Here is an 18,127-nt window from a genome sequence, read left to right on the forward strand (position 1 = left end):
CGCCGGCAGGCCGGGACCGCAACCCCAACATTGCAATGCAAACCGCTGGAACGCTCGTGTCCTCCGTCCTTCCCCTCACCGAAGTTCTCGTCGTCGCCGATTGCTGGCAGACCGAGCCGGAGGCCGAGGCGGTGATCCATCGCGCCATCAATGCGGCGGCCGAAATCGCCGATGCCGACGTCGGCGATACGGAACTTGCGGTCATGCTGACCGACGATGCCGGAATCCGCACGCTGAACAGCAACTGGCGCGGCATCGACAAGCCCACCAACGTGCTGTCGTTTCCGGCGCTGCAGCCGGCCGCGGGCGCGCCTGCGGACGCGCCGCGTATGCTCGGCGATATCGCCATCGCCTATGAGACCACCCGGAAAGAGGCCGATGAGGAAGAAAAGCCGTTCGATCATCACCTCAGCCATCTTGCGGTTCACGGGTTCCTGCATTTGATCGGGTACGACCACGAGAAGGACGACGACGCCGAGGCCATGGAGGATCTCGAACGGGGGATACTCGCGCAGCTCGGCATTCCCGATCCGTATGCGGACCGGGAGCGGATGGACTGAAATGCCGGACTCCGACCCGATACAGGACAACCCGCGCAACACGCCCAACCTGCCGGTGGTGGTGCAGGAAGGCGAGGTGCTGCGTCCGACCGCCGAGAGCTGGCTGATACGGGCGATCCGCACGCTGTTCGGCTGGAGGGGAGGATCGGTGCGCGCCGATCTTCAGGTCGTGCTCGATACGTCCACCCCCGACGATGCCGGCTTCTCCGCCATCGAGCGCACCATGCTGCGCAACATCCTCGATCTCAACGAGCGGCGCATCGCCGACGTGATGGTGCATCGCGCCGACATCGTCGCGGTCAAGCGAGATATTCCGCTGGGCGAATTAATGAGCCTGTTCGAGAGCGCGGCGCATTCGCGGCTCGTGGTTTACAACGAAACCCTCGACGACCCCGAGGGCATCGTTCACATCCGTGACCTGCTGGCATTCATGACCGCGAAGGCGCGCGTCGGCGATACCACCAAGCCCAAGCGCAAAAAGCCGTTCCCGGCGGGGCTCGACCTGCGCGCGGTCGACCTCGCAATGCCTCTGGCCGAGGCCAACATCATCCGCAAGCTCCTGTACGTGCCGCCGTCGATGCGGGCGATCGATCTGCTGGCGCAGATGCAGGCCTCGCGCATCCACCTGGCGCTGGTGGTGGACGAATATGGCGGCACCGACGGGCTGGTCTCGATCGAGGACATCGTCGAGCAGATCGTCGGCGAAATCGACGACGAGCACGACAGCGATGAGCCGCCATCGATCATCCGCCAGGGAGATAACGCCTTCATCGCGGATGCCCGCGCCAGCCTCGAGGATGCGCGCAAGATGATCGGCGAGGAATTCGTCACCGGCGAGGCCGGCGAGGAAGTCGAGACGCTTGGCGGCTATCTGGTGGCGCAGGTCGGCCGCCTGCCGGTGCGCGGCGAAGTCATTGCGGGCCCCGGCAATTTCGAGATTGAAGTGCTCGATGCCGATCCGCGACGGGTCAAGCGGCTGCGGATCGGGATCCGGAAAGAGCGCCCGGTGCCGCGCGCGACGCGCGAGCGAAGCCGCCGCGAGGCCACGCCCGACACCAGCGCGCCGCCGACCAATGACAATACGCCGCCGGCTTCCGGCGATGGAGCCGGCTCGCAGTGATTTCAACCAGCAAATTCCGCGCCGCGGGACTTTCGATCATCCTGGCCTGGGGCTGGAAGCGCGCGGCGCTCGCGCTCGTCGCCGGTGCCATGTCGGCTCTTTCGATGGCGCCGTTCAACGCCTGGCCGGTGCTGTTTGTGACGTTTCCGGTCGTGGTCTGGCTGATCGACGGCGCGGCGGCGGGAAAATGGCGCGGGTGCCAGCGGCGGCGATGGCGGGCTTCTGGTTCGGGCTCGGCTATTTCGTCCCCGGGCTCTACTGGATCGGCAACGCCTTCCTGGTCGACGCGCCGACCTTTGCCTGGCTGATGCCGTTCGCAGTGCTCGGCCTGCCGGCCTATCTCGCCTTGTTTCCGGCGCTCGGATTCGCGCTGGCGCGGCTGATCTGGACGCGGGACGCGTCGCGGGTTCTGGCGCTCGCGATCGGGCTCACGGTCAGCGAATGGCTACGCGGCTATGTGCTATCGGGATTTCCCTGGAATGCCTTCGGCTACGCGCTGTCGGAGCCCTTGGCGCTGGCGCAGGCGGCGTCGCTGATCGGGCTGTGGGGCATGACCTTCCTCAGTGTTGCGATCTTTGCCAGCCCGGCGGCGCTGATCGACGGTTCATCGCGCGGCCGCAAGCCCTGGATCGCGCCGGTGGCGGCGCTCTTGCTGCTCGCGGCGATGGGAATTTACGGCGCCGTGCGGCTGTCGCTGCAGCCGACGGCTCTGACCAAGGTCAAGCTACGTATCATGCAGCCGAACCTGCAGCAGGACGTCAAATTCAACTATGGCGCCAAAGCGGAGGTGATGCAGAAATACCTTGCTCTGTCCGACCGCGCTTCAGGCCCGCAGTCCACCGGCGTGCGCGACGTGCAAATCCTTATTTGGCCGGAATCGGCTTTCCCATTTTTCCTGACGCGCGAAGCCGACGCGATGGCACAGATCGCCGAGCTCCTGCCCAAGGGCACGGTGCTGATGACCGGCTCGGTGCGCGCTCCGGACACCCCGCCCGGCGTGCGCGTCTCCCGTGCCTATAACTCGATCTATGTGATCGACCATGACGGTGGCGTGCTGTCGGTCTACGACAAACTGCATCTGGTGCCGTTCGGCGAGTATCTGCCGTTTCAGGAATGGATGGAGAAGCTCGGCTTCGTGCAGCTTACAAAAGTCCACGGCGGCTTCATTCCGGGCACGCGGCGCCGCGCGATGGAGATACCGAATGCGCCGCGCGCGCTACCGTTGATCTGTTATGAGGCGATTTTTCCCGGAAATGTTGCAGCGCGTGACGACCGCCCCGGCTGGATCGTCAACCTGACCAATGACGGCTGGTTTGGAAATTCAACAGGCCCCTACCAACACCTGCAGCAGGCGCGGCTGCGTGCGATCGAGGAAGGTCTGCCGATGGTGCGCGCCGCCAACACCGGCATCTCGGCGGTGATCGATCCCTCGGGACGAATTGTGGCGCAGCTCAGCCTCGGCATCGAAGGCGTGCTGGATGCCAGCCTGCCGTTCGCGCTGTCGCCGACGGTTTATGCTCGCCTTGGAGATATCCCGGCGGCCGTGATTGTGGCCGCAGCCTTGTTGGTCGTCGTCAGACGCCGCGTTGCGAAGCACGCTGCCTGAGATTTGCACATGACCGAGTTGTCACTGGTTTACTAAAAACGCTGCGTGCGCGGTTCCACCAGTTGACAGACAGCCTGTGATTCGCTTTCTGCGCTTGCAAGCCAAAAACGACAACCAGTCACTTCCGTTGCTCAGATCGTCCGCAATTCTACCCGATCCTCCGAGCAGGATATGACGGTACCGGCGCGCCTGAGGCATAGAATTTCCACTGCGAATTTCCACTGCCTCGTTCCCGGCGCGCAATCCTAGGAGTGATGCAGATGTCCACCAAAGCGCCCAATCCGGTCGACAAATATGTCGGCAGCCGCGTCCGGATGCGCCGCATCATGCTGGGCATGAGTCAGGAAAAGCTGGGCGAAGCGCTCGGCCTCACGTTCCAGCAGGTTCAGAAGTACGAAAAAGGCACCAACCGGGTCGGCGCCAGCCGCTTGCAGCAGATTTCCGAGATTTTGCAGGTGCCGGTGTCGTTTCTGTTCGATGGCGGGCCGAGCGGCATAGCGAATGCGGACGGGTTTGGCGACGGCGCCTCTCCGGCCTACGTGTCCGATTTTCTCGCGACGTCAGAGGGCCTGGCGCTGACGCGCGCGTTCACGCGCATCACCGATTCCAAAATGCGCCGCTCCATCGTCGACTTGGTCGAGCAGATCGCGTCGCGCGACGGCCCGGACCCGCGCTGACTTTCATCCCGCACCAGTTTGATAATTTCGTATTCCGGAATATGCCGTCATTTCGCGCCTGCATTGGCGCGGGCCTGCGATGTGCAATTGCGCATCGGGGCATGACACCGTATCGGATACGTCATGACGACAAACAATCCCTTCGACCCCGCGCCGATCCTCGAGGGCATTCGCCACTGGGTCGAAATCGAGAGCCCAACCGAAGCGCCCGAGCAGGTCAACAAGCTCGCCGACCTTGTCGCTGAAGGCTATCGCGGCCTGCCGGCGACGGTAGAGCGGATCGCCGGGCATTTCGGCTGCGGCGATCATCTGGTGGCGCGCTCGTCATGGGGACAGGACGCACCGGGCATCCTGGTGCTGAGCCATCTCGATACGGTGCATCCGCTTGGATTCATCGAGCGGCTGCCATTCCGGATCGAAGGCGACAGCGCATTCGGCCCGGGCATCTACGACATGAAGGGCGGCGCCTATCTCGCCTATCACGCGTTTCGGCAAGTCTGCGCCGACAGTGCACGGCCGCCGCTCGGTATCACGCAGCTCTATGTCTCCGATGAAGAGATCGGCAGTCCGACCTCGCGCGCGCTGATCGAGGCCGAAGGACGCAAGGCGAAATATGTGCTGGTCACCGAACCGGCGCGCGACGGCGGCAAGATCGTCACCGGACGCAAGGGCGTCGGGCGCTTCGAGGTTTTCATCAAGGGCGTGCCCTCGCATGCCGGTACCCGGCCGGAGGACGGCCGCAGCGCCATCCGCGAACTCGGCAATGTCATCCAGACGCTCGAGGCGATGAACGATCTTGCGCGCGGCATCACCGTCAATGTCGGCGTTGTCCGCGGCGGCACCAGGCCGAACGTGATCGCAGAAGAAGCCTACGCCGAGGTCGATTTGCGCGTGCCGACGATGTCGGATGCCGACGAGCTCGCGTCAAGAATCCTCAATCTGAAATCGCGCACCGAGGGCGTCAGCGTCAGAGTGATCGGCGAGTTGAATCGACCGCCATACGAAAAGAGCAATGCTGGCGCCGCGCTCTACGAGCACGCCAGGACGATTGCGGCGGAGATCGGCTTCGATCTGGTCGACACCTCGACCGGCGGCGGCTCCGACGGCAATTTCACCGCGCCGCATACCGCGACCCTCGACGGCCTCGGCGTCGACGGCCAGGGCGCGCATACCCATTACGAGCAGATGTACATCTCCTCGATCGAGCCGAGGGCGCGGCTGTTGTACCGTCTCTATCAGACGCTGCGATGATATCCGCCCCGAACGATACGGAAGATCGCGGCACCCCGCCCGATGACGGCGCGACTACGCATGCGCGCGGCTCATTCTTCGGCCGCCGCAAGGGCCACAAGCTCCGCATCCACCAGGCCGACCTGATCGACAAACTGCTGCCGCATCTCGCGCTCGACATCGCAACGCCTGCGCCGGAGCGGCTTGCCGATCTGTTCGATGGCCAACCTGCGGATGTCAGGCTCGAGATCGGATTCGGCGGCGGCGAACATCTGATCGCGGAAGCGCAGGCCTATCCGAACATCGGGTTCATCGGCTGCGAGCCTTATGTGAACGGCATGGCCAAGATCCTGACGCAGATCGAGGCACACAACATCGGCAATATCAGGCTCTATGCCGGCGACGCTGCGGAATTGGTGGCCTGGCTGCCGCCGCGGTCGCTGACGCGGGTCGACCTGATACATCCCGATCCCTGGCCGAAGCGGCGGCACTGGAAGCGGCGCTTCGTGCAGGACGCGACGGTGAAGGCGATGGCGCGTATTCTCAAGGACGGCGGCGAGTTTCGTTTCGTCAGCGACATTGACGATTACTGCGCCTGGACATTGGCGCATCTGATGCGTTCGCCGGATTTTGTCTGGACCGCCGAGCGCGCCGCCGACTGGCAAAAGCCCTGGGACGGCTACACCATGACGCGCTACGGCCGCAAAGCCGAACGCGAGGGGCGGGTCGCGGCATATCTGCGGTTTCGGCGGGTCGGCTAGCGGGGAACCTTTTCGAGCCTGGATGCTTGAGTCCACCCCTTGCGGGGCGACGAATTGAGAGGCGGTAATGCTCCTGACGGGACTTGGCGCGCTCCTCGTGCTCGGCGGAATCCTGTATATGACGCGCACCGCTATTTGGCGGGGGCCGCTTAGCGGCCGGGATTCCTCCAGACCGGCCCGCCAAACTTTGGAGCCGCCACAGCGTAGCGTGCGATTCTTGGGGCTCGGCGAGAATTGGCCGGGCATCCTCCTGATGGCACTGGGAGGAGCTCTGTTGGTGTCGGGGGCCAATTTTTAGCCCCCGATAACCAGAGCCGTAGGTCAGCAACGAACGGCGCCAAGGCGGCGACGCGGGTCAAACCGATTGGCCCGTGGACACGAACTCGGCAGCTCCGATCCCCCGGGTCCTACTTCACCGTTACGCGCTGGAGCCTTTCGGTTCTGATTGAATCAGAACCGGGCTCCAGATTTTGTTTTGACGCGTTTTCTTGACGCGAACCGGTGTCCGCCCCGGATCAAGTCCGGGGCAGGCTTTCGCTGGAAAACGCTCTATCGCTCGCGGCTCCACGGGAAGAGATTGGCCGGGAAGTCCGCGGCGTAGCGGTGTCCTTTCCGCAGATGGGGCTCTTCCTGTGGAGGGTTGGGATTCGGCTCCACCACTTTCCGGTATAGATGCCAGGTGGCATGGCCGAGCACCGGCAGAACGACGGCCAGGCCGACGAAGAGCGGTAGCGAACCGATCACCAGCAGCGCCGCGACGATCAGCCCCCACCCGGCCATGGCAACCGGATTCATCATGACAGCCCGCAGCGACGTCCGGATGGCGTCGATCGCAGTCGCATGCCGGTCGAGCATCAACGGAAACGACACGACACTGACGCAGAGCGCCACAACGGCGAACAGAAAACCAACGCCGCAACCGACGATGATGAGCGACCATCCGTCCGGCGTCGTCAGCACGCGCGTTGCAAAATCGGGGATGCTGGCAGCCGGTGCGTGGCCGAAGATTGAGACGTAGATAGCGTTCGCTACGCCGATCCAGGCTCCGAACAGAACGAGCAGAAGCACGCCGAGTTCGATCATTGCGCCGAAAGCCGGAGCGCGCAGCACGGAAAGCGCATCCCATGCGCCGACTTCCTCGCCGCGCTCGCGCCGGCGGCTGAGCTCGTAGAGACCAATCGCGGCAAAGGGGCCAATCAAGGCAAACCCGGCGGCGAGCGGAAACAGCAGCGGCAGTACCGAATAGCCAAGGACCATCCTGAACACGGCAATTCCGAGAACGGGATAAATCACGCACAGCACAACCGCGTGACTTGGCATTGCACTGAAGTCTTCCCAGCCGAGGCGCAGCGCCTCGCGCAGGTCGGACAGCTTGATTTTGCGAACGGGATATGTGGCGGCGTCGCCGAACACGTGCCGTGCAGCTCTTGAGATGTTGTCGGAATACACAGTGGCCATGGACGCACCCTCCCGTGCTTAAAGCCGCGGCGGTCGAAACGACGCGCCGCAACATGCGCGTCTCCGCCCTGATGTGCGAGAGTCGCGGTCGAGCCGGGTACGGCAAACCCAAGTGCATCGAAAGGAGCTTAGCCGGACGAAACTTGTCGCGACCTCCTCGACAACTTAGCGCTATGGGATCCCGACAGCGCTCACGGTTCGGTGAACTGTGCACGTTCATGGTCATTTGGTGCATTGCGTCATGTCAAACGATTGTGCTGGCTGCATACGCGCAGCGCCCCGACGCTGAAGTGATCTGCTGAAGTGATCTATTGACGCCAGCCCCGACGCGTACCATCCTCATTTCTGACGCCCCAGACTTGATGGTAAGCGGTCGTAACGTGTGCTCGGTGCCACGTTTGGATGTCGCGACCGGTCAAAGTGGGCGAGGCAAGACACACTGCGATGGCGCACGTGAAGTCAGCCATCCAGACGGTGTGAGCTCCGCCCTCCAATTCGTCTCCATTGCCTTAGGTGGCAAGGAGGAATGAGGGATGATTGTCGCCATCATATTGCTTCTGGTCGCAGTCGGCTCGGTGCTGTTTCACATCTACAGCCCGTGGTGGTGGACGCCGATCGCTACTAACTGGCGCTACATCGACGACACGATCAACATAACCTTCTGGATCACTGGGGCGGTTTTCTTCGCCGTCATCGCTTTCATGGCCTATTGCGTCTTCCGCTTCCATCACAAGGAAGGAAGACAGGCACACTACAATCCGGAGAACAAGAAGCTCGAGTGGTGGCTCAGCATCGGCACGGCCATCGGCGTCGGAGCGATGCTGGCGCCTGGACTGTTTGTCTGGCACCAGTTCGTCACGGTTCCGGCGAACGCTACCGAGATCGAGGTCATGGGCCAGCAATGGCAATGGAGCTTCCGCCTGCCGGGGAAGGATGGCCGGATGGGCACGACCGATGTCCGCCACGTCAGTCCCGAGAACCCTATGGGCCTGAATCGCGACGACCCGCACGGGCAAGACGACGTCGTGATCGAAAGTGGCGAGATGCACCTCCCGATCGGAAAACCGGTCAAGGTTTTGCTCCGCTCAGTCGATGTCCTGCACGATTTCTATGTGCCTGAGTTCCGGGCCAAGATGGATATGGTGCCCGGCATGGTCACCTACTTCTGGATGACTCCGATCCGAACCGGAACGTTTGATGTGCTGTGTGCCGAGTTGTGCGGCGCAGCGCACGCCCAGATGCGGGCCAAGGTCATCGTCGAGGAAGAAAGCGAATATCAAGCCTGGCTAGAGCAACAGAAGACGTTTGCGGAATTGTCAGGCCGAAGCGCCGTTACGAAGGCGACATACAGATCAGGCGGCAAGTAGGTGCCGCTACGAGGATAGATCGGGCGCGTGAGACCGAATCTTCACCCCCGACGGAAACGACCGAGGAGGTATTTCTATGGTCGATGTTCCATATGAAGCAACCGTCGACGTTCCGCCTGCCGAAGTGGCAGAGGTTGAACTCTATCACCCCAAAAGCTGGTGGACGCAGTACGTCTTTTCGCAGGACGCCAAAGTCATCGCCATCCAATACTCGCTGACGGCGACGGCAATCGGCCTGGTGGCCCTGGTGCTGTCGTGGCTGATGCGCCTGCAACTGGGATTTCCGGGCACATTCTCCTTCATTGATGCGAACCAATACCTCCAGTTCATCACCATGCACGGCATGATCATGGTGATCTACCTGCTTACGGCCTTGTTCCTGGGAGGCTTCGGCAACTACCTGATCCCGCTGATGGTCGGCGCCCGGGACATGGTCTTCCCTTATGTGAACATGCTGAGCTACTGGGTCTACCTGCTTGCGGTCCTGGTGCTGGCCTCGACGTTTTTCGTGCCCGGCGGGCCGACCGGCGCTGGCTGGACGCTGTACCCGCCGCAGGCGATTCTCTCCGGCACTCCCGGGCAGGATTGGGGCATCATTCTCATGCTGGCGTCGCTGATCCTGTTCATCATCGGCTTCACCATGGGCGGGCTGAATTACGTGGTGACCGTGCTGCAGGCGCGCACGCGCGGCATGACGTTGATGCGCATGCCCCTGACGGTGTGGGGCATTTTCACAGCCACCGTCATGGCGCTGCTGGCCTTCCCGGCGCTGTTCGTCGCCTCCGTCATGATGCTGTTCGATCGCTTGCTGGGAACCAGTTTCTTCATGCCGGCCCTCGTCGAAATGGGGCAGCAGATGAAGTATGGCGGCGGCAGCCCGATCCTGTTCCAGCACCTGTTCTGGTTCTTCGGCCATCCCGAAGTCTATATCGTCGCGCTGCCCGCCTTCGGCATCGTTTCCGATCTGATCAGCACGCATGCGCGAAAGAACATCTTCGGCTATCGCATGATGGTTTGGGCCATTGTGGCGATCGGCGCACTCAGCTTTATCGTGTGGGCGCACCACATGTACGTGAGCGGCATGCACCCGCACTTCGGGTTCTTCTTCGCCACGACCACGCTCATCATCGCCATCCCCACCGCCATCAAGGTCTACAACTGGGTACTGACCCTGTGGCGCGGCGACATCCATCTCACGGTGCCGATGCTGTTCGCCCTCGGCTTCATCATCACGTTCGTGAACGGCGGGCTGACCGGCCTCTTCCTTGGCAACGTCGTCGTCGATGTCCCGCTTTCGGATACCATGTTCGTCGTCGCGCATTTCCACATGGTGATGGGCGTGGCGCCGATCATGGTGGTGCTGGGCGCGATCTATCATTGGTACCCCAAGGTAACGGGACGGATGATGGACGACTGGATGGGCAAGTTTCATTTCTGGGTCACGTTCCTCGGTGCCTATCTGATCTTCTTCCCCATGCATTATCTCGGGCTGCAGGGTGTCCCGCGCCGTTATCACGACCTTGGCGAAGCGACGTTCATCACGCCGTCGGTCCATACGCTCAACGCCTTTATCACCGTCGTGGCTTTGATCGTGGGCTTCGCCCAGATGGTGTTCCTGTTCAACCTCGTCTGGAGCTATTTCAAGGGCCGTCCGTCCGGAGGCAATCCGTGGCGGGCGACAACACTGGAGTGGCAGACGCCGGAGACACCGCCCGGACACGGCAACTGGGGCAAGGAGCTCCCGGTGGTCTATCGCTGGGCGTATGATTACAGCGTGCCAGGTGCCAAGGAAGATTTCATTCCGCAGAACCAGCCGCCGCGACCGACACGGGCCGTTCAGGAAGCTGCGCCATGAGCGCCATCATCCTGTTCATGGCTGTGATAGCGGTCATCATTGGATGGTGGCTGTCGCAGCAACGGCTGACAGCCAAACCCTGGCTGGAAGAAGGTTCGATCGATCACTTCCCGGGCACGGGAGCAATGACCCTGCCGGCAGCGAAGATCGGACTGGGAGTGTTTCTCGCGGTCGCCAGTTCGTTGTTCGCACTTTTCATGAGCGCTTATTCCATGCGCATGAACATGGTGGACTGGCGGGCGCTGCCCGTGCCGGGGCTGCTGTGGTTCAACACCGGCGTCCTGGTCGTGAGCAGCGTCGCGCTGCAATGGGCATACGTGGCCGCGCACCGGAACAACATGGACGGTGTAATCGTCGGTCTGTGCGCAGGGGGAGCGTCTGCCGTAACATTCCTGGTTGGGCAACTGCTGGCGTGGCAACAGCTAAGGGCCGCGGGCTATTTCGTGGCGTCCAATCCAGCCAATTCCTTCTTCTACATGATCACCGCGGCGCACGGGTTGCACCTGATGGGCGGTCTGGTGGCGCTCGGCAGAACGACTGGCAAGGTGTGGCGCGGCGCTGAGATGCCCCAGGTGCGCCTGAGTGTGGAGCTCTGCACGATCTACTGGCATTTCCTGCTGTTGGTCTGGCTGGTCTTGCTTGGTCTGTTGACGGGCTGGACCGACGATTTCGTCGACATCTGTCGCCGGCTGCTCAGCTAGGGAGAGACCAGATGGCAGAGACGGTGCTGACAAACCCTGGAAAATCGCCTGCGCAGACTGCCGGCTGGAAGGGTATCGCCGCCGATTGGTCCTCCGATCAGCGCGCCTTCAAGAATGTTTCCTGGGGGAAGGCCATGATGTGGATCTTCCTCCTGAGCGACACCTTCATCTTTAGCTGCTTCCTGCTCTCGTACATGACGGCGCGGATGTCCACGACCGTGCCGTGGCCCAATCCGAGTGAGGTCTTCGCTCTCGAGATTGCGGGGCATCACATTCCGCTCATCCTGATCGCCATCATGACCTTCATCCTGATCAGCAGCAGTGGGACGATGGCGATGGCCGTTAATTTCGGCTACCGCCGCGATCGCGTCAAAACCGCAATCCTGATGCTCGTTACGGCAGCACTTGGCGCAACGTTCGTCGGGATGCAGGCTTTCGAGTGGACCAAGCTGATCCAGGAGGGAGTGCGGCCCTGGGAGAACCCCTGGGGTGCGGCGCAGTTCGGCTCCAGCTTTTTCATGATCACAGGCTTCCACGGAACGCACGTGACGTTCGGCGTGATTTTCCTGATCGCTATCGCGCGAAAGGTCTGGCGCGGAGATTTTGATCACGGACGACGCGGATTCTTCACGAGCAGGAAGGGGAACTACGAGATCGTCGAAATAATGGGCCTGTACTGGCACTTCGTCGATCTTGTCTGGGTTTTCATCTTTGCCTTTTTCTATCTTTGGTGAGGGCGACGCATGAGCGAGGCAGCAATACCATTAGAAGGTCGACGACATCAGCTACACACCCATGCGCCTGATACGGCCGCATCAGGTGCCACCACGCACGCAGAGGGCCAGCAGCACCCGATCAAACTCTATCTTGTGGTTTGGGGATGGTTGTTCGTCCTCAGCGCCTGTTCCTATCTCGTCGACTACTTCGGCTTGCACGGCTATCTCAGATGGTCGCTGATCCTGCTGTTCATGGTGTTGAAGGCCGGCCTGATCGTCGCCGTCTTCATGCATATGGCCTGGGAGCGGTTGGCCCTGAGCTATGCCATCCTGCTGCCGCCGATCTTGGTGTTGGTATTTGTGGCGATCATGGTGTTCGAATCGAGTATACGCACCTCATACGGGTCCTGTTCTTCGCGTCACCGACGTAGTCAGTCTTGCTTCGCGGAGGTGCTTCAGATCTCGCCAGTTCGCTTGCAACAGGGGGCATCAGTCTCATGCAAATCAATCGTTCGATTCTCCTTCGCGGCAGGTATGCCAACGTCGGAGATTATGTCGCGCTGACAAAGCCGCGCGTCATGTCGCTAGTCGTCTTTACGGCACTCGTCGGTCTGATAGTCGCGCCAGGCGACATCGATCCATTCGCCGGTATGGCTGCCCTTCTTTGCATAGCTGCCGGAGCCGGCGCTGCAGGTGCTCTCAATATGTGGTACGACGCCGACATCGACGCGGTAATGGCGCGTACTGCCATGCGTCCCATTCCTGGCGGCCGTGTATCTCGCTCGGAAGCATTGGTTTTTGGACTGACGCTCGGCGTGTGTGCCGTTCTGGCTCTCGGCACTTTGCTGAACTTGGCCGCGGCTGCGCTGCTTGCTTTCACAATTTTCTTTTATGTCGTCGTCTACACGATGTGGCTCAAGCGCCGAACACCGCAGAACATTGTCATTGGCGGTGCTGCTGGCGCACTCCCTCCTGTGATCGGCTGGGTTGCTGCCACCGGAAACGCCGGGATCGAGCCGCTCATCCTGTTCCTGATCATCTTCCTTTGGACGCCACCCCACTTCTGGGCACTGTCGCTCAATCTTGCCGGAGAATATACCCGGGCCGGCGTGCCGATGCTGCCGGTCGTAGCCGGCGAGGCCGAAACAAAACGCCAGATTCTTCTCTACAGCGTTTTTCTCGTTCTGATCTCACTGCTACCTTGGGCGCTGGGATTCGCCGGAGCGATCTATGGCGCGGCTGCGGCGATCCTTGGGGCAATCATGGTTTTTCTTTCATGGCAAGTACATCGGAGCGACGATAAGCAACGGCGGCCTGCTCGTCGGCTGTTTGCGTTTTCCATACTCTATCTGGTTCTTCTGTTTGGTGTGCTGCTGATGAATGCTACACCCTACGCTCAGCCCCGCTAGAACGAAGTCCGCCGCTACGCGCAATGACGCCGGCGGCCGGCAAGACCGTTACCGCGTCTTCCAGAACTCGACGACGCGCTGGGCGGTCATGGGCATCAGGCGCACGTAGTTCACACGCGCGCTTTCGATGTCGGCAGGTGATGCCGTCCGGTTCGGACCGAGCCGAAGGATGATCAGCGCGCGCACCGTTGCCCATTCGAGATCGATGGCTTTGCCGGCGATCAGGATCGGATCGTAGCGATCGCCGCTGATCAGGCGGTCGAGGGTTTCGATCTTGACGCCGGTCATCGCCGACAGCGCGGCGATCGATTCCTCGTATTTGAAGGCCCTGGCAAAGTTGAGCAATGCGCCTTCGCCGAGTGCGCCTTCGCGGTGAAGTTTCAGCACCGTGCGCTGCGCCGGCACGAAGTCGCGTCGTTCCTCGCGTTCGGACGGGCCGGTGATGGCAGTCATTGCCTGCTTGATATCGGCCTGCCGCTCGGGCTTGACGACCTGGAACAGGCGGCGACGGATGATGTCGATGGAGCCGGAGAGCAGCTCCTTCAATTGCTCAGAAGACAGATCGTCGCGCTGGCCGAGCCTGATCGTCAGCACGCCGTCCTGGCCAGCGCGCTTGATCAGCGTCGAATAGCCATCCGATGAAAAGGCCGCGCCCGAATTGCCGGCGGCGCGCCTGACCACCGCGCGGTCGCCGCGGGCGATCATGACGTCGGTGAGATCGGCCGAAAGCGTCGGCCGCTCCGCCATCGCCAGCAGATGACCCTGGCCCTTCATGGACGCAATTTCGAGCAGCATCTTTTCGTCGATGACCGGCGAGCAGCGCAGCAACGGGCCTGCAATGGCAATTTCATCCTCATGGACGAGTTGGCCGACCAGGCCACGCGGCGCATTCGCCAGCGTCGACAAGCGCTCGGCCAATTCGGCGCGCGCCTCGATCTCGGCATGCGGAACGAGGCTGGTCAGAACGCCGTCGAAAAAATCGACGTGATCGGGACGGAAGCTCGCTGCCCCCTGCAGGAAAAGCTCGCTGATACGACGCGCGGCATCGGCGCGGCGCTTGGGGTCGCCACGACTGACAATGTCGTCGAGTTCCGGGATCAGCGATGGTGAAACAATCATAAACCCACCCAAACCGGCCAAAATTGGCTGGTTTTCGCGAAATCTAGGCAGCGTTCATGAATGAAGAGTTAGACTTTACCCCGCTCTCAAAGCTTGGCAAAATCGCCCTTAACGGGATTGCGGGCCTTGTCGGATTGCGGAAAAACCGCTATATCCGCGGCAACTTATGGTTCTCATACGATCGCGTATTGAGAGTGGGCCCCCCGGGGCCCGCTCTTTTTTATTACCTGAACCCGCCTTGCCCAGAACGGGCGTCAAGGGCGGTTCGGGGAACCGGCCGGACCTCCGGTTAGGCCTGGCCTAAACCCATGCATGTAAGACGCTTTTGACCCTGGACATGACCGATCCAACTGCTGTTCCCGAGGATGCCGACCTCTTGGCCGAGCCCCGTCTCGTCGTCGAGCCGGGCGTGGCGGCGCGGGTGTCGGCCGTTGCCGGGCCGGTTTTGCAGGGAATGGGCTACCGGCTGGTTCGGATCAAGATTTCCGGCGAGGCCGGATGCACCGTCCAGATCATGGCAGAGCGGCCCGACGGCTCGATGCAGATCGAGGATTGCGAGGCAATCTCGCGGGCGCTGTCGCCGGTGCTCGACGTCGCCGATCCGATCGACCGCGCCTACCGTCTGGAGATTTCATCGCCCGGCATCGACCGCCCGCTGGTGCGCCGCTCCGATTTCGAACGCTACGCCGGTCATCTCGTGAAGATCGAAATGGCAGTCGCCCATCAGGGCCGCAAGCGCTTCCGTGGTACGCTGGCCGGTGTCGAAGGCAATGCCGTGCGGCTACATCGGGATGACACACGCGCGGACGAAGATGCCGACGTGCTCCTGGTGATGGAAGACATCTCCGACGCACGGCTGGTTCTGACCGACGAGTTGATTGCGGAATCGATGCGGCGCGGCAAGCAGGCCGAGCGCGAGTTGAAGCAGAATCTCGGGCTGGCGCCGCCGCCTCCGCCGCACGCAAAGAAGAGTGATCCGGCCAAAAGCAACAAACCGAAGCCGAAGCCCGGCAAGAAGCCGGAGCCGACGAATACCAAGAAACACCGCCTCGCCGCAGAAAGGCTGCGCAGAGGCGAGATCGATCCTACCGAAGGAGACTAAACCATGGCAGTCAGTGCCAACAAACTCGAGCTGCTGCAGATCGCAGACGCGGTCGCCCGCGAAAAGTCGATCGACCGCGGCATCGTAATCGCCGCGATGGAAGACGCCATCGCCAAGGCGGCCCGCGCCCGTTACGGCAGCGAGACCGACGTTCACGCCGAGATCGACGCCAAGAAGGGCGAACTGCGGCTGTCCCGCCACATGCTGGTGGTCGATCACGTCGAGAACTCGGCGAACCAGATTTCGCTGGCGGACGCGCAGCGCGCCAATCCGGGCGCCCAGGTCGGCGACACCATCGCCGATACCCTGCCGCCGCTGGAATATGGCCGCATCGCCGCGCAATCCGCCAAGCAGGTGATCGTGCAGAAGGTCCGCGAGGCCGAACGCGACCGGCAATACCAGGAATTCAAGGACCGCATCGGCGATATCGTCAACGGCGTCGTCAAGCGCGTCGAATATGGCAGCGTGATCGTCGATCTCGGCCGCGGTGAAGCCATTATCCGCCGCGACGAAATGCTGCCGCGCGAGGTGTTCCGCAACGGCGACCGCGTCCGCGCCTATATCTTCGACGTCCGCCGCGAAACCCGCGGACCGCAGATCTTCCTCTCCGCACCCATCCGCAGTTCATGGCCAAACTGTTCGCGCAGGAAGTGCCGGAGATCTACGACGGCATCGTCGAGATCAAGGCGGTGGCCCGCGATCCCGGCTCGCGTGCGAAAATCGGCGTGATTTCCCGGGATTCCTCGGTGGATCCGGTCGGCGCCTGCGTCGGCATGCGCGGCTCGCGCGTGCAGGCGGTGGTGAACGAACTGCAGGGCGAGAAGATCGACATTATTCCCTGGTCGCCCGATATTGCGACCTTCGTCGTCAACGCGCTGGCGCCCGCCGAAGTGGCCAAGGTCGTGATCGACGAGGACCGCGAGCGGATCGAGGTCGTGGTTCCCGACACCAACAACCAGCTCTCGCTGGCGATCGGCCGGCGCGGCCAGAACGTGCGCCTCGCTTCGCAGCTCACCGGCTGGGATATCGACATCCTCACCGAGCAGGAAGAATCCGAGCGCCGCCAGGCCGACTTCGAGAATTCGACCCGCGTCTTCATGGAAGCGCTGAACGTCGACGAAGTGGTCGGTCAGTTGCTGGCATCCGAAGGCTTCACCTCGGTCGAGGAACTGGCGCTGGTCGATGCCAAGGAATTGGCCGGCATCGAGGGTTTCGATGAGGAAACCGCCAACGAGCTGCAGAGCCGGGCGAGAGAATATCTGGAGCAGCTCGAAACCGAGCTGGAAAACAAGCGCAAGGAACTCGGCGTGGAAGATGCAATGAAGAAGGTCCCCGGCGTGACCTCGAAGATGCTGGTGAAGTTCGGCGAAAACGACATCAAGACGGTCGAGGATCTGGCGGGCTGCGCCACCGACGATCTGGTCGGCTGGACCGAGCGCAAGGAAGGCGGCGAGCCGACCAAGCATCCCGGCATTCTCGACGCCAACGAGATCTCGCGCGAAGATGCGGAAGCCATGATCATGCAGGCTCGCGTCATTGCCGGCTGGATCACCGAGGCCGAACTCGCCAAGCAATCCGAGACGGCTGAAGCCACCGAAGACCAGACGGCGTAATGCGGGTGTTCCGCAAAACCGAAACCCTTTTCTGCGCGCAGACCGTGCGCAGATGACTGGAGCCATAAAACAGGCATGCTTGCTTTGGCTGACCCCGATCTCGACCATGGGCCGCGGACCGACAAGTCCGCGACCATGCGGATGTGCGCGGTCAGTCGCGAGGCGCGTCCGGTCGACGAGCTGATCCGGTTCGTTGTCGCCCCCTCGGGCGAGGTGATCCCCGATTTGAAACGCAAGCTGCCCGGCCGCGGCCTCTGGGTATCGGCCTCGCGCCGGACGGTTGCGGAAGCGGTGCGGCGTCACCAATTTAACAGAGGGTTCAAGCGCGACGTCCGGGTCGCGGCGACCCTTCCCGCCGATACCGAGGCCCTGCTGGAACGAAGCTGCACCGAGGCACTGGCCATGGCGGCCAAGGCCGGTCAGGTGATTTCCGGCTTTGCCAAGGTCGAGGGCCTGCTCGAACAGGGCAGGGCCGAAGTCCTGGTCCACGCTTCCGACGGCGCGGCCGACGGAATCCGCAAATTGGACGCGATCGCCGGGCAAAGGGGCCGAAATATCGGTGAATCGCGGGATTTGCCGATTGTTACTGCTTTAACCTCGGCACAATTGGATTTGGCACTGGGCCGGTCAAATGTGATACATGCTGCGCTGCTCGCGGGCCCGGCGAGCAAGACGTTCCTGTCGCGCTGCCAGATCCTGGTTCGATACCGGACGGACGATGACGACAAGACCGGGATGGCGGCCAGAAATTCTGACTGACGAAGATTGGTTCCGAAGACCTGCTTCAATGACGGTGCGGAAAACGCACAACGCTAACGAGATTAGGACTGCTG

At 62.1% G+C, this 18,127-nt stretch carries 14 protein-coding genes and 3 pseudogenes; 15 read left to right on the top strand and 2 right to left on the bottom strand.

The window, feature by feature from the left end:
• The first annotated feature begins 56 nt into the window (after positions 1-56).
• The 6 genes and pseudogenes from ybeY (at position 57) to trmB (ending at position 5,954) form a co-directional block, all read left to right on the top strand.
• Positions 57-560, top strand: coding sequence for an rRNA maturation RNase YbeY (gene ybeY / locus ACFXS9_RS33510; RefSeq protein WP_392696635.1), 504 nt, complete (start codon positions 57-59; stop codon positions 558-560).
• Between the two features lies 1 nt (position 561).
• Positions 562-1,680, top strand: coding sequence for a hemolysin family protein (locus ACFXS9_RS33515; RefSeq protein WP_392696638.1), 1,119 nt, complete (start codon positions 562-564; stop codon positions 1,678-1,680).
• Positions 1,677-3,286: pseudogene (gene lnt / locus ACFXS9_RS33520) on the top strand (apolipoprotein N-acyltransferase). Before ACFXS9_RS33515 ends, lnt begins: the two are co-directional and overlap by 4 nt.
• Before the next feature lie 260 nt (positions 3,287-3,546).
• Positions 3,547-3,963 (top strand): helix-turn-helix domain-containing protein, encoded by a 417-nt coding sequence (locus ACFXS9_RS33525; protein WP_392696640.1) that lies wholly within the window; start codon positions 3,547-3,549, stop codon positions 3,961-3,963.
• A gap of 123 nt (positions 3,964-4,086) precedes the next feature.
• The gene (locus ACFXS9_RS33530; protein WP_392696643.1) at positions 4,087-5,214 is read left to right on the top strand and encodes a M20 family metallopeptidase; all 1,128 of its coding nucleotides are present in this window, start codon (positions 4,087-4,089) and stop codon (positions 5,212-5,214) included.
• The gene (trmB, locus tag ACFXS9_RS33535) at positions 5,211-5,954 is read left to right on the top strand and encodes a tRNA (guanosine(46)-N7)-methyltransferase TrmB (protein WP_392696646.1); all 744 of its coding nucleotides are present in this window, start codon (positions 5,211-5,213) and stop codon (positions 5,952-5,954) included. Before ACFXS9_RS33530 ends, trmB begins: the two co-directional genes overlap by 4 nt.
• A gap of 549 nt (positions 5,955-6,503) precedes the next feature.
• On the opposite strand, the gene ACFXS9_RS33540 is transcribed toward trmB, so the two are convergent.
• Positions 6,504-7,412: a DUF2189 domain-containing protein gene (locus ACFXS9_RS33540; RefSeq protein WP_392696649.1), complete on the bottom strand. Its 909-nt coding sequence runs from the start codon at positions 7,410-7,412 to the stop codon at positions 6,504-6,506.
• A gap of 533 nt (positions 7,413-7,945) precedes the next feature.
• Here ACFXS9_RS33540 and ACFXS9_RS33545 point away from each other — a divergent pair.
• From ACFXS9_RS33545 to ACFXS9_RS33570, 6 genes and pseudogenes are all read left to right on the top strand, one after another.
• Positions 7,946-8,779, top strand: coding sequence for a cytochrome c oxidase subunit II (locus tag ACFXS9_RS33545; protein ID WP_392696652.1), 834 nt, complete (start codon positions 7,946-7,948; stop codon positions 8,777-8,779).
• Positions 8,780-8,855: 76 nt separating this feature from the next.
• Entirely contained in the window at positions 8,856-10,634 is a 1,779-nt protein-coding gene (locus ACFXS9_RS33550; RefSeq protein ID WP_392696655.1) for a cytochrome c oxidase subunit I, read from the top strand.
• Complete coding sequence (locus tag ACFXS9_RS33555; protein ID WP_392696657.1) at positions 10,631-11,335, top strand: cytochrome c oxidase subunit 3; 705 nt, start codon at positions 10,631-10,633, stop codon at positions 11,333-11,335. The genes ACFXS9_RS33550 and ACFXS9_RS33555 overlap by 4 nt, the downstream gene beginning before the upstream one ends.
• Positions 11,336-11,346: 11 nt before the next feature.
• On the top strand, positions 11,347-12,069 hold the full coding sequence (locus tag ACFXS9_RS33560; protein ID WP_392696660.1) for a heme-copper oxidase subunit III family protein: 723 nt from the start codon (positions 11,347-11,349) through the stop codon (positions 12,067-12,069).
• Positions 12,070-12,078: 9 nt separating this feature from the next.
• A pseudogene (locus ACFXS9_RS33565) lies at positions 12,079-12,482 on the top strand (cytochrome C oxidase subunit IV family protein).
• Between the two features lie 66 nt (positions 12,483-12,548).
• Positions 12,549-13,460, top strand: a complete 912-nt coding sequence (locus ACFXS9_RS33570) for a heme o synthase (protein WP_392696663.1) — start codon at positions 12,549-12,551, stop codon at positions 13,458-13,460.
• Between the two features lie 48 nt (positions 13,461-13,508).
• Here ACFXS9_RS33570 and ACFXS9_RS33575 read toward each other — a convergent pair whose 3' ends face one another.
• Positions 13,509-14,579 (bottom strand): DUF2336 domain-containing protein, encoded by a 1,071-nt coding sequence (locus ACFXS9_RS33575; RefSeq protein ID WP_392696666.1) that lies wholly within the window; start codon positions 14,577-14,579, stop codon positions 13,509-13,511.
• 337 nt (positions 14,580-14,916) lie between these two features.
• Here ACFXS9_RS33575 and rimP point away from each other — a divergent pair, with 337 nt between their 5' ends.
• The 3 genes and pseudogenes from rimP (at position 14,917) to ACFXS9_RS33590 (ending at position 18,053) form a co-directional block, all read left to right on the top strand.
• A complete protein-coding gene (gene rimP / locus ACFXS9_RS33580; RefSeq protein WP_392696669.1) occupies positions 14,917-15,681 on the top strand; it encodes a ribosome maturation factor RimP in 765 nt (254 codons plus the stop codon).
• 3 nt (positions 15,682-15,684) lie between these two features.
• Positions 15,685-17,294 (top strand): annotated as a pseudogene (gene nusA / locus ACFXS9_RS33585) (transcription termination factor NusA).
• 75 nt (positions 17,295-17,369) lie between these two features.
• Complete coding sequence (locus ACFXS9_RS33590) at positions 17,370-18,053, top strand: RNA-binding protein (RefSeq protein ID WP_392696672.1); 684 nt, start codon at positions 17,370-17,372, stop codon at positions 18,051-18,053.
• The last annotated feature ends 74 nt before the right edge of the window (positions 18,054-18,127 follow it).

Source organism: Bradyrhizobium sp. RDI18, from assembly GCF_043203335.1.
GTDB classification, from domain to species: domain Bacteria; phylum Pseudomonadota; class Alphaproteobacteria; order Rhizobiales; family Xanthobacteraceae; genus Bradyrhizobium; species Bradyrhizobium retamae.